Here is a 15,417-nt window from a genome sequence, read left to right on the forward strand (position 1 = left end):
CTACCCCCAGAGATGAGCAACGGAATCCACGGAACCCACAGAAAAATAGAGATAAAATTGGAAAAGACGGTGATTAGTGACTTGGGAGTGGGTACAGACAGCTGTACGTTATCCGACATACGACATACGACATACGACATACGACATACGCCATACGCCATACGCCATACGCCTTACGTAAAACCAAACCGGTGTTTTCTTTAACGTATGGCGTAAAGCGTGAGACGTACCGCTCCCCAAAGGGGTACAGACAGCTGTACGTTATCCGCCATACGCCCTACGTAAAACCAAACCGGTGTTTTCTTTAACGTATGGCGTAAAGCGTGAGACGTATAGCTCTCCGAAAGCGTTAGAACAAGGTATTGGATAGTTGGTACATTTCTTCGTCGAAGGGGCGTTTTAAGTGCTTAATGCAATCAATAATATCGTGATGCACAATATGATTACTTTGTAAGCCCATGCAGCGCCCGCCATAACCTTCCAGTAATAACTCTACGGCGCGCGCGCCCATGCGGCTGCCCATAATACGGTCTTGTGCGGTGGGGCTGCCGCCACGTTGAATATGACCTAGGGTGGTGGCGCGGGTATCGCGACCGGTGGCGGCTTGAATGTCGTAAGCTAAGCGGTTGACGTCACACATATTTTCACAAATGGCGACAATGGCGTGTTTTTTGCCTTTCGCCACCCCTTGGTGAATTTGCTGAATAAGCTCGTCTTGATCAAAGGCCACCTCAGGCACAATCACGTATTCGGCGCCGCCGGCGACTGCCGCAGAAGAGGTGAGATCGCCACAATGGCGGCCCATCACTTCCACCACCGAAATACGATTATGTGAACTGCAAGTGTCACGCAGTCTGTCTATGGCTTCTACCGCCACATTAAGCGCGGTGTCAAAGCCAATAGTAAAGTCGGTGCCGGCAATGTCGTTATCTATGGTGCCCGGAATACCAATACACGGAAAGCCCAACTCGGTTAAGCTCATGGCGCCCATATAAGAGCCATCACCGCCAATGACCACCAGTGCATCAATGGCGTGCTTTTTTAAATTAGCGACGGCCTGTGCTCGTATGGCTTCTTCTTTAAATTCAGGAAAACGCGCCGAGCCTAAAAAGGTGCCGCCTCGGGTGATCACATCCGATACCGAGTGGCGCTCTAATAAGGCTATCTCATCGTGATAAAGGCCTTTGTAACCACTGCGAATGCCAAACACTTCTACATTATGATGCAGGCCTGCGCGCACCACAGCGCGAATAGCCGCATTCATTCCCGGTGCATCGCCACCACTGGTGAGCACGCCAATGCGTTTGATCATGTATGTACTCTCTTATGTGTTTTTTATTTTAATAAAACCGCGAATATTGAGCCTAATAGGCTCAAGGTGATTAACCTGCGCTAATAATGGCGGCAAATTCGTCGGCTTGCAGGGCAGCACCGCCCACTAAGGCGCCGTCTATATCAGCCATAGAGAATAGCCCTGCTGCGCTGGATCCTTTAACAGAACCGCCGTATAAAATGTGTACTGAGTTGGCCACCTTGGCATCTAGGTTGGCTAAAAAGGCGCGAATGGCGGCATGCACCCCTTGGGCTATTTCTGGGGTGGCGGTTTTGCCGGTGCCAATCGCCCAAACGGGCTCATAGGCAATCACGGCGTTCGCAAAAGACTCAATGCCGCAGTGGGCTATCACTTCTTGTAACTGGCGCTCTACTACGGCTTGGGTTTCACCGGCTTCAAACTGCGCTAAGGTTTCACCAATACACAATACGGGGGTTAAGTTTGCCTCTTGGGCGGCGCGAAATTTCGCTGCCACCATAGCGTCACTTTCACCGTGCAGGGTACGACGTTCACTGTGGCCGACTAATACATATTGCACACCAAACTCAGCATACATGTGCGCCGAGTTCTCGCCGGTAAATGCACCTTGGTCGTGGATATCAACATCTTGTGCCCCCAATGCAATAGGGCTGTCGGTTAATAATGCCTGCGCTTGGCCTAAAAATAACACGGGCGGACACACGGCAACGGCCACATTAGGGTGTTGTGTGGCGGGAGCTTGTAAGGCCGTTATTAACTGAGCGACCATGGCTTTGTTACCATTTAACTTCCAGTTTCCCATGACTAAGGTTTGGCGTGTTGTTTGTGTCATTTTTTAACCCTTGTGTATGCAATAAATAACGCAATAAATAACGGCAGTATAAAGGCAGGACTCTAGCAAGGCCATCCCTTCGGGCGCTGTTAGCTGTAAGCGTTCAGATAAAGATCGAAGCCAAAGACGCTATTTGCCACGGAATACACAGAAAAACACTGAAAAATAGCGATAATAGTAAAAGCCAAAGGGTGGGGGAGGGGAAGATCTTAACCATCAACTGCTTTGTTACTTTTTGTTCTTGAACCCTTCTGTGCGTTCCGTGGCAAAATGAGTCGTTAATGTTTTAGCTGGGTGCTTGGCGCAGGGCGCTCGGCGCTGGGGCTGATGGCTTCTTTTAACAGGCCTAAATATTCATGCCATGCGGTTTCGCTGCGCATTAGATAACGGGCTTTGGGCAAATAGCTATATAGCGGCAGTTTAGCTTGGCTCTCTTTTGCTAGGTGCCCCACGGGAGCTGCAATGGGAGTGGCGCCTTGGCGGTGAAATAACGCCATGGCGCGGGGCGTGTGGCTGGCTGAGGTGACTAATAATGCTTGGCGGCCGTTAATTAAGGGCGCAATGGCCATTGCTTCTTCAGCGGTGTCTTTGGGTGTGGGTAGCATCACAATACGCGCTTTATTAATGCCTAAAGTGCGTGCCACCTCGGCGTATAACTCGGCGCTGGTGCGGCCTTCGCCACCGGCATAACCGCTCACAATAAGTCGCGCATTAGGGTTGGCATGCGCTAGTTGCACGCCTTCGGTTATGCGTATTAACCCCGCATTGCTCAGCTGGCTTAACAAGGGCAAGCTCGTATCGGCCACTTGGGCGGCGCCCAGCACAATAATATCTTGTGGCAGCGTGGTGGGATGCAGCAATGAATGATGCGCTAAGTATGCCGGATAACGTGACTCCAACGGGCTGATTAACGCGTTGGCCACAGGGCGAGTAGAAAGCAGGCATAAGCACAATAACGACAGCGCTATTAGCGTGCTACCCGCGCCTTTGTGGTGTCGAAAGCACACTATCAGCCCTAAAAAAGCCAAGAACAGCAGTAAAGGCAGGGGTAATAATAAGCTACCTAGCCATTTTTTCGCCAAAAACATCGTTTGCACGCACGCACCCATTTGTTAAGCCCATTGATTATGACAGAATAGCGCCCCCTAATACGTTAAGAAAGATGCAGTGCAGCCTAATACACACCCTAATACCAATTTTGACAGCAAGGCGCAGGCCTTTGCGCGCAATATTTATGGCACCACCAAAGGGCGTATTCGCGTGGCTGTGGTGCAGCGCGATTTAGATGCATTATTGGCTCAATTTCCTAAAGATAAGCCCTTGCGCATTTTAGATGCAGGGGGTGGCTTTGGCCCCTTGTCGCAACCTCTTGCTGAGCTTGGGCATCAAGTGGTGTTGTGTGATCTGTCAGGTGAAATGCTGGCGCTGGCTCGCGAGCAAGCCCGTGACAAGGGGATATTGTCGCAATTTAGCTTTATTCACGGGCCTATTCAGTCGTTAGCCGTGGCCGAGGTGGGGCAGTTTGACATTATTTTATGCCACGCCGTTTTAGAGTGGGTAGCAGAGCAAGCGAATTTATTAGCCTGTTTACATGCTTTATTAGTGGATGATGGTCATTTATCTTTGATGTTTTATAACCGCGATGGGCTCTTATATCATAGCTTGGTGATGGGGCACTTTGATTATGTTTATGCCGATTTAGTCAAAAAACGACGTCAAAAATTGACTCCTGGCTGGCCTTGCCGGCCGCCGCAAGTTTATGGCTGGTTACATGACCTTGGCTTTGTTATAACCAGCCGCAGTGGTGTGCGGGTGATCCACGACTATATGGTAGAAAAACAGTTTCGTATAGAGCATGCCGATGAAGTTATTGCCATGGAGTTAGCCCACGCCAAACAAGAGCCCTTTATGCACCTAGGCCGCTATATACATGTGGTTGCTAAGAAAAGCGCCAAGCGCCGAGCACCAAGCACCAAGCTGATAGATTAAGATAGAACACAGCGCCTAGCGCCAAGCACCAAGCTGATAGATTAAGATAGAACACAGCGCCGAGCGCCCAGCAACACTGCGCCCAGCACTTAGCTTTCAGCTTTATAAAGCTCCCCGCAGGGGATAAAGAGAGTATTCAAGATGACACAAATGTCTCGCACCCTGCCGGACTGGATTGGCTGGGTAGAAGAAGAGCAATGCCAGCTCAACTTGCCGCCAGAGCGGTTGGCATTTTTACTGGCCATTCACATTTTTAGTAAAGAAGGTGAGCAAGCTCAGTTGAGCGAGGCTGAGTTACAGCATGGCTTTAGTTTTGTGAGTCATGGCTTTAATCTGGCAGAAGACACCTTAGTGAGTCGTGGCAATAATGCCATTAATGATCTGGTGCGCCAGCGGCTACTCAGTCGCTTTCAAACCGACGCCAGTGAGGGCGATAGCCTGTATCGGTTAACTCGTTTAGGGGTCGCTATTGTTGAGTTCTTTATCGCCCAGCGCGATGTAAACCAAATTAAATTATCTTTGCAGCTTGAGCAAATTAGCCAAGACTTAAACAAAATCGCCGATACCATAGCCGCCGATCCTGATGAGCAGCAATGGCAACAAGAGGTGGCCGGACGACTCACGTATTCGGTGGCCGATCAGCTGGCGCGCATTGATGACACCCAGCGGGCGATGGACGAGCAGCAAAACGCGGTAAAAGCCAATATTGCCGCCTTGCTCAATAAAAACTGGCACGAAGCCATTAGCGCCTGTGAACAATTATTGCGTGAAACCGGTCACACCCTGCGCGAGCTGCAAGATACCCTAGACAATGCCGGCCATGGTTTGCAATTGAGTTTGCTCACCATAGAAGAGCGATTACAACAACAAAACCGCGGCCAGGTTTTGGCTCCTTTATGCCAACAGCTACAAGCCAAGTTAGATGCCATTACCTTATGGGGCAGCCAATGTATTGAGCTGTGGGCCCGCTACGACTTACACGTACATCGCTTTATTCGTACCGCCATCGACATGGACAAAAATCGCGCCTTTAGCCAGCGCCTGCGTGAGTCTATTCGCCAATTTGAACAACACAACTGGCAGCTGCGCGTGGCACAGGCCCAGCCCTTGCTTGAATTAAGAGCAGAAACACTGGCCGCCTATGCAGAAGAAGTGACTGGGGTGCTCCCCGATGAGCTGGAATACCAAGAAATGGTAGATGTAAGCGCCGAGCTCTCACAGCGCATTCAAGTTTATTTACAACAGTTTGCCGACACTGGCCAACCGCTAGATATGGCCGCGGTACTTAAAACCTATTTAGAAGATTTTCCGCATTACCAACACTTTGATATTGCCCGTTTACTGATTGATGAAGCAGTGAAACTAGGCCATGCCAATGTTGAGTGTCTGGGTGGTGCTCAGCCAGACTGGCAACGCATTAACGCCCACGGGGCCGAGGTACAAGCACATGTTATCGACCAATACTGAGCTGGCGCTCGCGCCTAAGCTTGCGCAAGCGATTGCTAATCCATTATTTCCGGCGCTCGACAGCAAATTGCGCACTGGCCGCCATATTAGTGCCGATGAGTTAGAAGCCCACTCTTTGCTGCAAGAATTTTATCTCGAATTAGAAGCTTTTTATCAACGTTATCAAGTGGAATTAGTGCGCGCACCTGAGGGGTTTTATTATTTACGACCTCGCTCAAGCAGTGAGATAAATACCGCTATTTTATCGGAACTAGAAATGCTAGTCGGTAAAGTACTGTGTTATCTCTATTTAAGCCCCGATCGCTTAATCAACGAAGGCGTATTTTCGCTGCTCGACTTGCAAGAAGAAGTACTGACGTTGGCCAACGAAACCGCTTTGTTACGCATGGTTAATCAGCGTGCCGGTGGCAGTGATTTAGACAGGCGAAAGCTGCAAGACAAGCTGAAAAGCGCCATTCGTCGTCTTAAGCGTCTTGGCATGGTCAGTAGCGTGGGCAGCCAAGATAAATTTCGCATTAGTGAAGCGGTATTTCGTTTTGCCGCCGATGTACGTACCGACGAAGATCCCCGTGAATTGCAATTACGCATGATAAGAGATGGCGAAGCCGTCGCAGCAGGCGGTGAGCAGACAAGATTTGACGATGACAAGTCTGAGTCAGCAGCGCGTGATCTTACTGAACAACCAAACGAGCAAGAGGATGAGCTGTGAGCCTGATAACTGAATCCACTGATATGAGTCTGCCCAGCACCGCGCCTGAGCAAGATGCTAACATTGCGCCTTTTGCCCGGGGTAAGTTTCACTCACTCACCATGGTGAACTGGAACGGTTTTTTTGCTCGCACTTTTGAACTAGACACACTCGTCACCACCTTATCGGGCGGTAATGGCGCGGGTAAGTCCACCACAATGGCGGCCTTTATTGCCGCGCTTATTCCTGATTTAAGCTTATTGCACTTTCGTAATACCACAGAGGCGGGTAGCCAAACCGGCAGCCGCGATAAAGGCTTATACGGTAAGTTGCAACGCGGAAACTGCTACTCACTTATTGAAATAGACACCTCTCAGGGACAAAGAGTGTGGTTTGGTGTGCACTTAGAGCAGGTTGCCAATCGCGATAATAAAGTCAATTTAACGGCTTTTAGCGTACGTGGAGTGAATGAGCGTCGTCATATTAAGCCCACTGAACTGTTATTGACCGAGCTTGAAGATGGTCGAGGACAAGTGCGCTCACTGAATGAATTAAAAGCGGCAGTACAGGCGGCAGAGTTACAGTTTACACGCTTTAATACGGTGACCGAGTATCATAACTTTTTGTTTGATGTGGGTGTGACGCCACGCAAATTAAAAGATCAGCGTGATCGGGTCAAGTTTTATCGCTTAATTGAAGCCTCCTTATATGGCGGTATTTCTAGCACTATTAGCCGCAGCTTAAAAGATTACTTATTGCCAGAAAATGCCGGTATTCGCCAAGCGTTTAATGATATGGAAGCGGCCATTTTTGAAAACCGTCGCACCCTAGAAGCCATTCGCGAAACGCAGCGCCAACGGGATGTATTTCGCCAACTGATCACCGAAACTACTCAGTATGTGGCGGCAGACTATGTGCGACATAGCGCTGAAAAACAGCGGTTATCAGAGCAGGCACTGGCTGCACGTAAAGCGCTAAATCACGAGCGTACTATTTTAGCTGAAGAGCGAGCACGGCTGATTTACTTGGCTGATGAGCTAGAACATTTAGCGGCGCGCGAGCGCATGCTGACCGACGAGCTTGATATGGCTTCTGAGCATTTATCTCGGGTGCTCAGTGGCGTTAAATTAAATGAAAAAATTCAAGATTATCAGCACGAACTAGACGAGCTGGCCGACAAGTTGGCGACTCAACAAGCCATCTTGGCTGAGCTTGAAGATGAACATCAAATGGCTAACGAGGCCAAACTCGGCGCAGATGAAGAGGTTGATAGCCTTAAAACGCAGCTGGCCGATTATCAGCAAGCGCTAGATACTCAACAAACTCGTGCCATTCAATACCGCCAAGCGCGTACCGCCTTAGGTGAGGCTAAAGTGATTTGTGCCTTACCTGAGCTCACGCCCGAGCAGGCCAAAGCGCAAGAACAAGCGCACCAAACGCGTGAACAAGAGCTGACCACAGCCGTACTTGAGCACGGCCAACAGCTGTCTTTGGCTCAAGCGGCGCGGGCGCAGTTTGATCAGGCATTGGCATTGCTACACAAAATAGATACGGATGCAGAGCGCGGCCAAGCCTTTAGCCGAGCCAACCAATTACTCGAGCAAGGCCGTGAATACCAAGCGCTCTTAAGCCGAGAAAGCAGCATTCGTCAGCAATTAAACCAAGCTGAACAAGGGGTACATAAATGCGAAAAAGCCCAAGCATTGCAACGTGAGTTAACGCAGTGGGGGCTGTCTGTTAGCGACGAGGCCGCGCTGAGCACACAGCTTGCACAGCTGGATGAACAAAAAGCGGAGCTAGAGCAGCAGCTAGCGCAATGTAGCGATGACCAGCGCCAACAACAGGCACAGCTTGAGCATATTGCCCCACAAGTGACTAAGCTACGCGGCCAAGCGCCCCAATGGCATAAAGCTCAACAGCAATTAGCCAGGCTGCGAGAGTTATCAGCTCTGCCGTTGCTTGATAGTCATGAGGTTACCGCTGCCATGCAACACGCATTGCGTGCTGAGCACAGCGGCGAGCAGCAAAAGCAGCAAGCACTATCAAACAAGCAGCAGTTAGAGCGGCAAATCCGTGGCTTACAAAGTGGCAGTGACGCTGACGCAGGCTTAATTGCGCTGTGTGAACAGCTTGGTGGCACGCTATTAGCCGATGTTTATGACGATATTAGTGTTGATGACGCGCCTTATTACGAAGCCCTGTATGGGCCGGCGCGCAATGCGATAGTAGTGCTTGACCCACAGGCTGCACTGGTGCAATTGCAAGCACTGGAGTCGTGCCCCAATGATGTCTATCTTATTCAAGGTAACCCAGACGCCTTTGATGAAGACATACTGCATGCCACTGAATTGGGTAATGCAATTTGGGTGAAAAACGGCGAGCGCCAGTTACGTTATTCGCGCTTTACCACAGAGCCCTTGTTTGGCCGTGCAGCACGAGAAGCTAAAGTTGAGCAACTGCAACTTGAGTTAGAAGCCGTGAATAGCCAGTATGCAGACGCGGCCTTTACCCAACAAAAACAAAGTCGCTTATATCATCAATTAAGTGAGTTTGTGAGCCAAAGTATGCAGCTGGCATTTGGGGAAGATCCTGAAGCTGCCCTTAAAGAATTAGCCGCACAACAGGCCAGCATAGAAGCGCGCCTTACAGATACCCAAGCTGAGCGCTTGCAGTGGCAAGCCCAGCGTGAGCAGCTACAGGCTCAACAAACACTCTTGCATGGTTTATTGCCGTTAACCGATCAGCTTGGCGAGTCGGAACATGCCAATGCCCAAGCGCAATTGGCTGCGGCCCAGGCCGAACAAACCAGTTTGCTAGCGGCTCGAGACTTTATGGCCGCCCACGGGCAAACCTTGGGGCGTCTGCGAGAGCTTGTGCAAGTCTTACGCCAAGACCCAGAAGAGTGCGCTGCACTAGAAGCTCATATGCAGGCATTAGAGCAGGAACTAAGTGATGCGCGGGCGCGCACCTATGCCTTAACACAATTAGTGGCTCGCTTGCCGCATTTTGCCTATGCCGATGCCGAGCAATTATTAGATCAAAGCAGTGCCATGAACGACAGCCTAAAAGCTAAGTTAGTACAAGCCGAAGCGACCCGTCGTAAGGCGGGGTTACAGCTTGAACAACTGAGTCGCCGAGTGACAGAGGCTTTGCAAGCACGCACGGCTATTGCAACTGGGCACGATGCCCGCAGCCAAACGCTAAATGAGTTTTGCGACGAATTTGCAGCCTTGGGCATTACCTTGTCTGATGATATGGAAGAGAAAGCCTTGCAGGCTAAGCGCGAGCGAGAAAATGAACTGGTGCATACCCGCAGCAAGCGCAGTCAAACCGAGGCACAACGCCAAGTGAGTCAGCGCGAAGTGGAATCCTTAAGCCAGCGGTTAAGTAAAGACGGCCAAGGCTATTTTGCTGCGCGTAAAGCCTTAGTCACTCATAAAGCTAACTGGGCAAAAGTGGTTAGGCTGGCGCGAGATCACGATGTTGAGCGTCGATTAGCCCGCCCAGAGTTGACTTATTTAGATGCCGACGAACTGCGCTCTATTTCTGATAAAGCGCTAGGGGCGCTGCGCGTGGCGGTCGCACATGATGACGAGCTACGTGACGCCCTGCGCTTAAGTGAAGGCCAGCGCAATACCCTACAAAAAGTGCAATTTTATATTCTGGTGTTTAACCACCTTAAAGCGCGTATTCGTCACGATATTATTCGAGCCGACGATCCGGTGGAAGCATTAGAGGAAATGGAAATTGAGCTGGGCCGACTAGCTGATGAGCTGCAACAGCGTGAAGGCCAGTTATCTTTGTCGTCTCATGAAGTGGCGGCCAAGATTAATACTATTATTCGCCGTGAGCAAAACCGGATCCATAAGCTTAATCAGGGGTTACAAAATATCCGCTTTGGTTTGGTGGGCGGAGTGCGCTTAAACGTGAATATGCGTGAGAATTACCAACGTTTATTAACGGCCTTAAGTGATCCTCAAGGTCATCATCAAGATTTGTTTGCCAGCCAAGAGCTGAGTTTCTCTGAGGCCATGGGCAAGCTATATCAACGTTTAAACCCTCAGTTAGAACAAGGTGATCGTAGCCCACAGGTATTAGGTCAGGCGCTATTAGATTATCGTAACTATTTAGACTTAGATGTTGAAGTGCTGCGCGGCAGTGATGGGTGGTTGCGCGCAGAAAGTGGGGCGCTATCAACCGGTGAAGCCATAGGCACAGGGCAGGCCATTTTATTAATGGTGCTGCAAAGCTGGGAAGATGAATCGCGCCATTTGCGCAGTCGAGAAGTATTACCTTGTCGGTTATTGTTTTTAGATGAAGCGGCACGTCTTGATACTCGCTCTATTGCGACTTTGTTTGAGCTGTGTGAGCGCCAAGATATGCAACTACTGATAGCCGCGCCTGAAAATATTAGCCCAGAAAAAGGCACCACTTATAAGCTTATTCGCAAAGTGCACGGCAACCAAGAGCAGGTGCATGTGATTGGCTTAAAAGGGTTTGCAGGCTAACGACACTAAAAGGGGTCGGAGTCAATTTAGCGCAGTCAGCTAAATGACCCCGACCCCTTTTTATATGTCCTTTGCATTAGTTTGCTATTGTTAGCTTATTGTTCACCCATTAAATCTCCCATTAAACTTTGCAAATCCATGGGCTCGGCGGGTAGCTCAAATAAGGAGGCGGCAGGGTCGGTGGCACGAATGGATTCAACATAAAACTGATCGGCCATTTGCAATAATCCGGTGGCATTGCTTGGCAGAGCCTCTTGATAGGCCCGAACATGGTCGCTGCCAAGCATGGCTCCCATGTAGTTGATATAAGCTTGGGTCATTTCTACCGTTAGGGGATCGCTGGTAAGTACCGCTTTGCCTGACTGTTGCGTGCCGTCGGGCTCAGTCCACGTCATGTTATAGACCTTGCCTTTAATGCCAGCCACGGTTTCACTTTGTTGCGTGGCAGTCACTGAGTCAATGCTGCCAAATGGGTCCCCATTTTTATGATCTTTATTCATTGCCTGACCCATGGCTTTGAACATGCCACCCATGCTGGGCATGTCCATTACCAGTGTCTCGCCATCTTCTTGGCTAATTGTGTAGGCTTTGCCATCCCGCATCAGCAGGTAAGTGTTGGAGTCGTCAGCAAAGTTGATGCGCATGTTATTGGCATCCTGCCAGGTCATGGTCATGCTGGTTTGCTCAGCCCCCTTTGCCACGCCCTCAGCTTGCATGGGGTGTGCGCTGGCAACCATAACGGCTTCGCCACCTGCCACTACCATGCTGGGCAGCAGTAAGGTGACGGCGGCCAAAGTAGCGCCTTGGGTTAGTGCTGTTAATCTGTAGTTAGACATATTCGCATCCTTTAAGTCGCTAGAGATATGCTTAGGTGTCCTTTTATACTAGCGCTAGTTACACTGTAGTGACAGTTGATGAGTAAAGTCCCGTTTTTTGCTTGGTATTGTGAGAGAACAGGCTCTTCGGTTACTTAACGCCAGTGGCTTTGTATTAATAGTGAATTAATGCATAATGTGGTCGTTATAGTAATAACAAGCCGTTTTATTTTATTAAGGGACTATCATGAGAAATTTGTTTTTCTTTGACGCTATGTTGACGCCAAAGATTATTACAATTGTATATTGGATTTTACTGTTATCTGCGGTTATTTCGGGCCTTGGCAGCATGTTTATTGGTTATAACGGTTTTACTTTTGGCAGCTTTTTAAAGGGGCTGTTTATTGCAGCTGCTGGCGCGGTATTTGCTCGTATCTGGTGTGAGCTGATGATAGTGCTGTTTAAAATAAACGCTAACTTACAGAAAGTTGCGGATAAGCAAAGTGACTAAGTAACGCAATATCAACGATATGTTGTTTTAAAAACGGCCGACATTTTACAATGTTGGCCGTTTTTGTTAGGTGAGCGGCAAAATAAATGACTTTATCCTTGTTATTGAGCGCGTGAGCGTTTTGCCGTCAGGCTAAATTCGCTTGGGCTTAATAGCACTATGATTAAAATAACCAAGGCCACTATTGCCAGCCCGATATATAAACCAGAGACAGAATTAAATACGGCATGGCGTAAGTAACTGGCAATATCACTGGTGAGTGACGCTTGTTGTAGTTGACTCACAACCTGATCAATATTTTCAGGTAAATACGGCTGTAATGCACGGGGAGCCTGTGTTAATTGCTGGGCTAGGTGGGCGTTAAATAAGGTGCCAAACAGTGCTATGCCCAAGCTTTGGCCTAAAAAACGAGCAAACATATTCGCGCCTGTGACTACGCCTCGCTGGTGCCAGTCAACGGAGGCCTGTGCCCCCACTAATAAGGGTGTAGACAGCAAACCAAAACCGGCACCCAAGAGTATTTGATCCAATACAATTAATGCAATGGGTGCTTGATAGGGCAGGCTTAAAAAGCCGATGGTGGCCAGCACAATACAGGCGCTGCCAATAAGGGCGGTATTACGATAGCCGATACGCAAATATAACTTAGCCGACAAAGTCGAAGCCGTGGGCCAGCCAATACTGATGGCGGCCAGTACTAAGCCTGCGCTAATGGCATTGAGCCCGTAAATCGACTGAGCAAAGGTGGGAATATAGGCCGTGGGCACCATTAAAATAAACCCCATGCCAATCATAGCCAGATTGGCACCTGCAATGGCGGGGTGTCGCCATAGCCACAGCGGCATAATGGGCTCAGCGGCACGCGTTTGCGTCCAAATGGCAAAAGCGATAAGCACAGCCGAGAGAAAAAAAGCCGTGATGCTGGCCGTCGACAACCAAGGCCAAGCGGTGCCGCCTTGCATAAGAGCAAAAATAAGGCTGGTGGCGCCCGCTAGAATACTGGCCGCTCCTAAGTAATCGATTTGGTGGCGCTTTTTAATCACTTCTTCTTTTAAATAAAGGCTAAGCAACGCCATAGCAATAAGACCAATAGGCAGATTCACTAAAAAAATCCAGTGCCAGCTGAGGTATTCAACAAAGGTGCCCCCCAGTACTGGGCCCGATATCGCCGCTACTCCCCATACACTCGACAGGTAGCCTTGCACCTTGCCGCGCTCTGCCACCGAGTATAGATCGCCTGCTAAGGTGTTAACGGTGGCCATAATGGCGCCAGCGCCCAAGCCTTGTATGCCACGAAAGACAATTAGGCTTGGCATGTCCCACGCCAGAGCACAGGCGACTGAGCCCAATAAAAATAAGCCGCTACCAAAGAGTAATATGGGTTTTCGCCCGTATAAGTCTGCGAGCTTTCCGTAAAGCGGAATGGTCACGGTTTGGGTTAGCAAATAAATAGAAAATACCCAAGTAAATAACGAGAAATCGCCTAAATCGGCCACTATTTGTGGTACAGCCGTCGACACTATGGTTACATCAATGGCGGCCAGCATCATAAACAACATGAGTGCGGCTAAAATGAAAGGGCGATGGGGGTTGGCTGTTTGAGTCACTGACACTCCGTTATTTTTTTGAGTATAATTTGGTGAGTCTAAAAAAGGCAATCGCCATTCACACGGTTGCAGCGTAACGCACCTTGTTAGCTGATACACCGCCTTGGTATAGGGCCATCACAGTATGACAAACACACTTTATTGGTTTACCCATGACTTACGCTTACAAGATAACCCGGCATTAAGCCGTGCCTTAATGACCAGCAATCACATTGCCTTTGTGTATGTTATTGACCCAAGCTTGTTTAAACAAACGAATTATCAGCACAAAAGCATAGGGCAACATCGCTGGGCATTTATAGTGTCGTCATTGGCGAGTCTAGACCAACAACTTCGCCAGTATGGGCATCAATTAACCATTTTAGAAGGTAATACGGTTAACGAGATCAGTGACTTCATTGCTCAGCATCAGATTAACCAAGTTGCCAGTGCCGAGCAAATAGGCTGGTTTGAACAACGAAACTGGGACTATCTTGCCCAGTCTTTTCCGCAGGTGCGCTTTCAAGCGCAATGGAATTCAACCTTATTTGAACCTGAGCAACTAGATATTAGCGCGCCGGCATTGGCGACTTTTTCACGGTTTAGAAAACAGTTAGAAAAACAGCGCATTCAGCCACAGCCTTGTTGTCGTTTATTATTAGACGCCTTAGTTCCCCCCGTTGCCACATTAGCCAGCGCCCCTGTCTGCTTTACTAATTTATATGCACAATATGAAACGGCTCCTCAAGTTCAGTCGCCCCTTTTTAAGGGCGGGGAGCAAGCGGCAATGGCGCACCTTAACACCTATTTTAGTCAGCAGGCAGCGAGCACTTATAAAGAGACCCGTAATGCCCTAGATGGTTGGACGCAGTCCACTAAGTTCAGCCCTTATCTCGCCAGTGGCAATGTGTCAACTCGTCAAATATGGCAGCAGCTTACTCGTTACGAGGCACAACATGGTGCTAATGAGTCAAGCTACTGGATTGGTTTTGAGCTGTGGTGGCGAGAGTATTTTCAGTGGTTAGCCCGTGTGCAAGGTGCGCAGTTATTTTCTTTTCAGGGCATGGCTCAACAGCGACCATTAACCAGCTTTTATGCTGAGCGCTTTCTAAAATGGTGCCAAGGTCGTACGCCATACCCTTTGGTTAATGCCTGTATGCGCCAATTGAATGCTACCGGTTATATGTCGAATCGTGGTCGGCAAATTGTGGCCAGCTGTTTGGTTAATGAACTGAGCTTAGATTGGCGATTTGGCGCGGCTTATTTTCAACAGCAACTCATTGATTATGACGTCGCCTCTAACTGGGGGAACTGGCAATATATTGCCGGTGTGGGGGCGGATCCCAGAGGAGGAAGGCATTTTAATCTTGATAAACAAACCCAAATTTATGATCCCCAAGAGCACTTTATAGCGCAGTGGCAAGGGCGATTGTATATGGAGATGCTTGATTCTGTGGATGCGGCTGATTGGCCGATTGGTTTAAATGAGTCGTTATAGCGCCAGTATTAAGGGCTGTGAATGATAAAAAAATCCGATTTACCGTCAAAAATATGCCCAGTATGCCAACGTCCTTTTAGCTGGCGTAAAAAGTGGCAGCGCAATTGGCCAGAGGTTAAATATTGCTCTAAGCGTTGTGCGGGGGCAAAGAAAACATAAAAGGGGTCGGAGTCAGTTTAGCTTAATGCGCTAAATTGACTCCGACCCCTTT

At 49.1% G+C, this 15,417-nt stretch carries 12 protein-coding genes; 7 read left to right on the top strand and 5 right to left on the bottom strand.

Annotated elements, in window-relative coordinates:
• Window positions 1–349: 349 nt before the first annotated feature.
• The 3 genes from pfkA to ACTHY5_RS04245 form a co-directional block, all read right to left on the bottom strand.
• A complete protein-coding gene (pfkA, locus tag ACTHY5_RS04235; protein WP_441876831.1) occupies window positions 350–1,312 on the bottom strand; it encodes a 6-phosphofructokinase in 963 nt (320 codons plus the stop codon).
• 70 nt (window positions 1,313–1,382) lie between these two features.
• Window positions 1,383–2,144, bottom strand: a complete 762-nt coding sequence (gene tpiA / locus ACTHY5_RS04240) for a triose-phosphate isomerase (RefSeq protein WP_441876834.1) — start codon at window positions 2,142–2,144, stop codon at window positions 1,383–1,385.
• 278 nt (window positions 2,145–2,422) lie between these two features.
• Window positions 2,423–3,232 (bottom strand): ElyC/SanA/YdcF family protein, encoded by an 810-nt coding sequence (locus tag ACTHY5_RS04245; RefSeq protein WP_441876876.1) that lies wholly within the window; start codon window positions 3,230–3,232, stop codon window positions 2,423–2,425.
• A 79-nt stretch (window positions 3,233–3,311) separates the two neighbouring features.
• Here ACTHY5_RS04245 and ACTHY5_RS04250 point away from each other — a divergent pair, with 79 nt between their 5' ends.
• The 4 genes from ACTHY5_RS04250 (at window position 3,312) to mukB (ending at window position 10,796) form a co-directional block, all read left to right on the top strand.
• On the top strand, window positions 3,312–4,133 hold the full coding sequence (locus tag ACTHY5_RS04250) for a methyltransferase domain-containing protein (RefSeq protein ID WP_441876836.1): 822 nt from the start codon (window positions 3,312–3,314) through the stop codon (window positions 4,131–4,133).
• Window positions 4,134–4,274: 141 nt separating this feature from the next.
• Complete coding sequence (gene mukF / locus ACTHY5_RS04255; RefSeq protein ID WP_441876838.1) at window positions 4,275–5,600, top strand: chromosome partition protein MukF; 1,326 nt, start codon at window positions 4,275–4,277, stop codon at window positions 5,598–5,600.
• Window positions 5,581–6,309 (top strand): chromosome partition protein MukE, encoded by a 729-nt coding sequence (gene mukE / locus ACTHY5_RS04260; protein ID WP_441876841.1) that lies wholly within the window; start codon window positions 5,581–5,583, stop codon window positions 6,307–6,309. Before mukF ends, mukE begins: the two co-directional genes overlap by 20 nt.
• A 23-nt stretch (window positions 6,310–6,332) precedes the next feature.
• Window positions 6,333–10,796, top strand: coding sequence for a chromosome partition protein MukB (gene mukB / locus ACTHY5_RS04265; RefSeq protein ID WP_441876879.1), 4,464 nt, complete (start codon window positions 6,333–6,335; stop codon window positions 10,794–10,796).
• Between the two features lie 95 nt (window positions 10,797–10,891).
• Here mukB and ACTHY5_RS04270 read toward each other — a convergent pair whose 3' ends face one another.
• Window positions 10,892–11,632 carry a hypothetical protein gene (locus ACTHY5_RS04270; protein ID WP_441876844.1) on the bottom strand — a complete coding sequence of 247 codons (741 nt, stop codon included), beginning with the start codon at window positions 11,630–11,632 and terminating at the stop codon, window positions 10,892–10,894.
• 226 nt (window positions 11,633–11,858) lie between these two features.
• Here ACTHY5_RS04270 and ACTHY5_RS04275 point away from each other — a divergent pair, with 226 nt between their 5' ends.
• The gene (locus ACTHY5_RS04275; protein WP_441876847.1) at window positions 11,859–12,122 is read left to right on the top strand and encodes a DUF4282 domain-containing protein; all 264 of its coding nucleotides are present in this window, start codon (window positions 11,859–11,861) and stop codon (window positions 12,120–12,122) included.
• A gap of 101 nt (window positions 12,123–12,223) precedes the next feature.
• Here ACTHY5_RS04275 and ACTHY5_RS04280 read toward each other — a convergent pair whose 3' ends face one another.
• Window positions 12,224–13,729, bottom strand: a complete 1,506-nt coding sequence (locus ACTHY5_RS04280) for an MDR family MFS transporter (RefSeq protein WP_441876850.1) — start codon at window positions 13,727–13,729, stop codon at window positions 12,224–12,226.
• A gap of 124 nt (window positions 13,730–13,853) precedes the next feature.
• Between ACTHY5_RS04280 and ACTHY5_RS04285 the strand changes: the two genes are divergently transcribed.
• Window positions 13,854–15,206 (top strand): DASH family cryptochrome, encoded by a 1,353-nt coding sequence (locus ACTHY5_RS04285; protein ID WP_441876853.1) that lies wholly within the window; start codon window positions 13,854–13,856, stop codon window positions 15,204–15,206.
• A gap of 21 nt (window positions 15,207–15,227) precedes the next feature.
• The gene (locus ACTHY5_RS04290; protein WP_441876855.1) at window positions 15,228–15,365 is read left to right on the top strand and encodes a DUF2256 domain-containing protein; all 138 of its coding nucleotides are present in this window, start codon (window positions 15,228–15,230) and stop codon (window positions 15,363–15,365) included.
• Window positions 15,366–15,417: the final 52 nt, after the last annotated feature.

It is taken from the genome of Oceanisphaera sp. (genome assembly GCF_052084945.1).
Taxonomy (GTDB): domain Bacteria; phylum Pseudomonadota; class Gammaproteobacteria; order Enterobacterales; family Aeromonadaceae; genus Oceanimonas.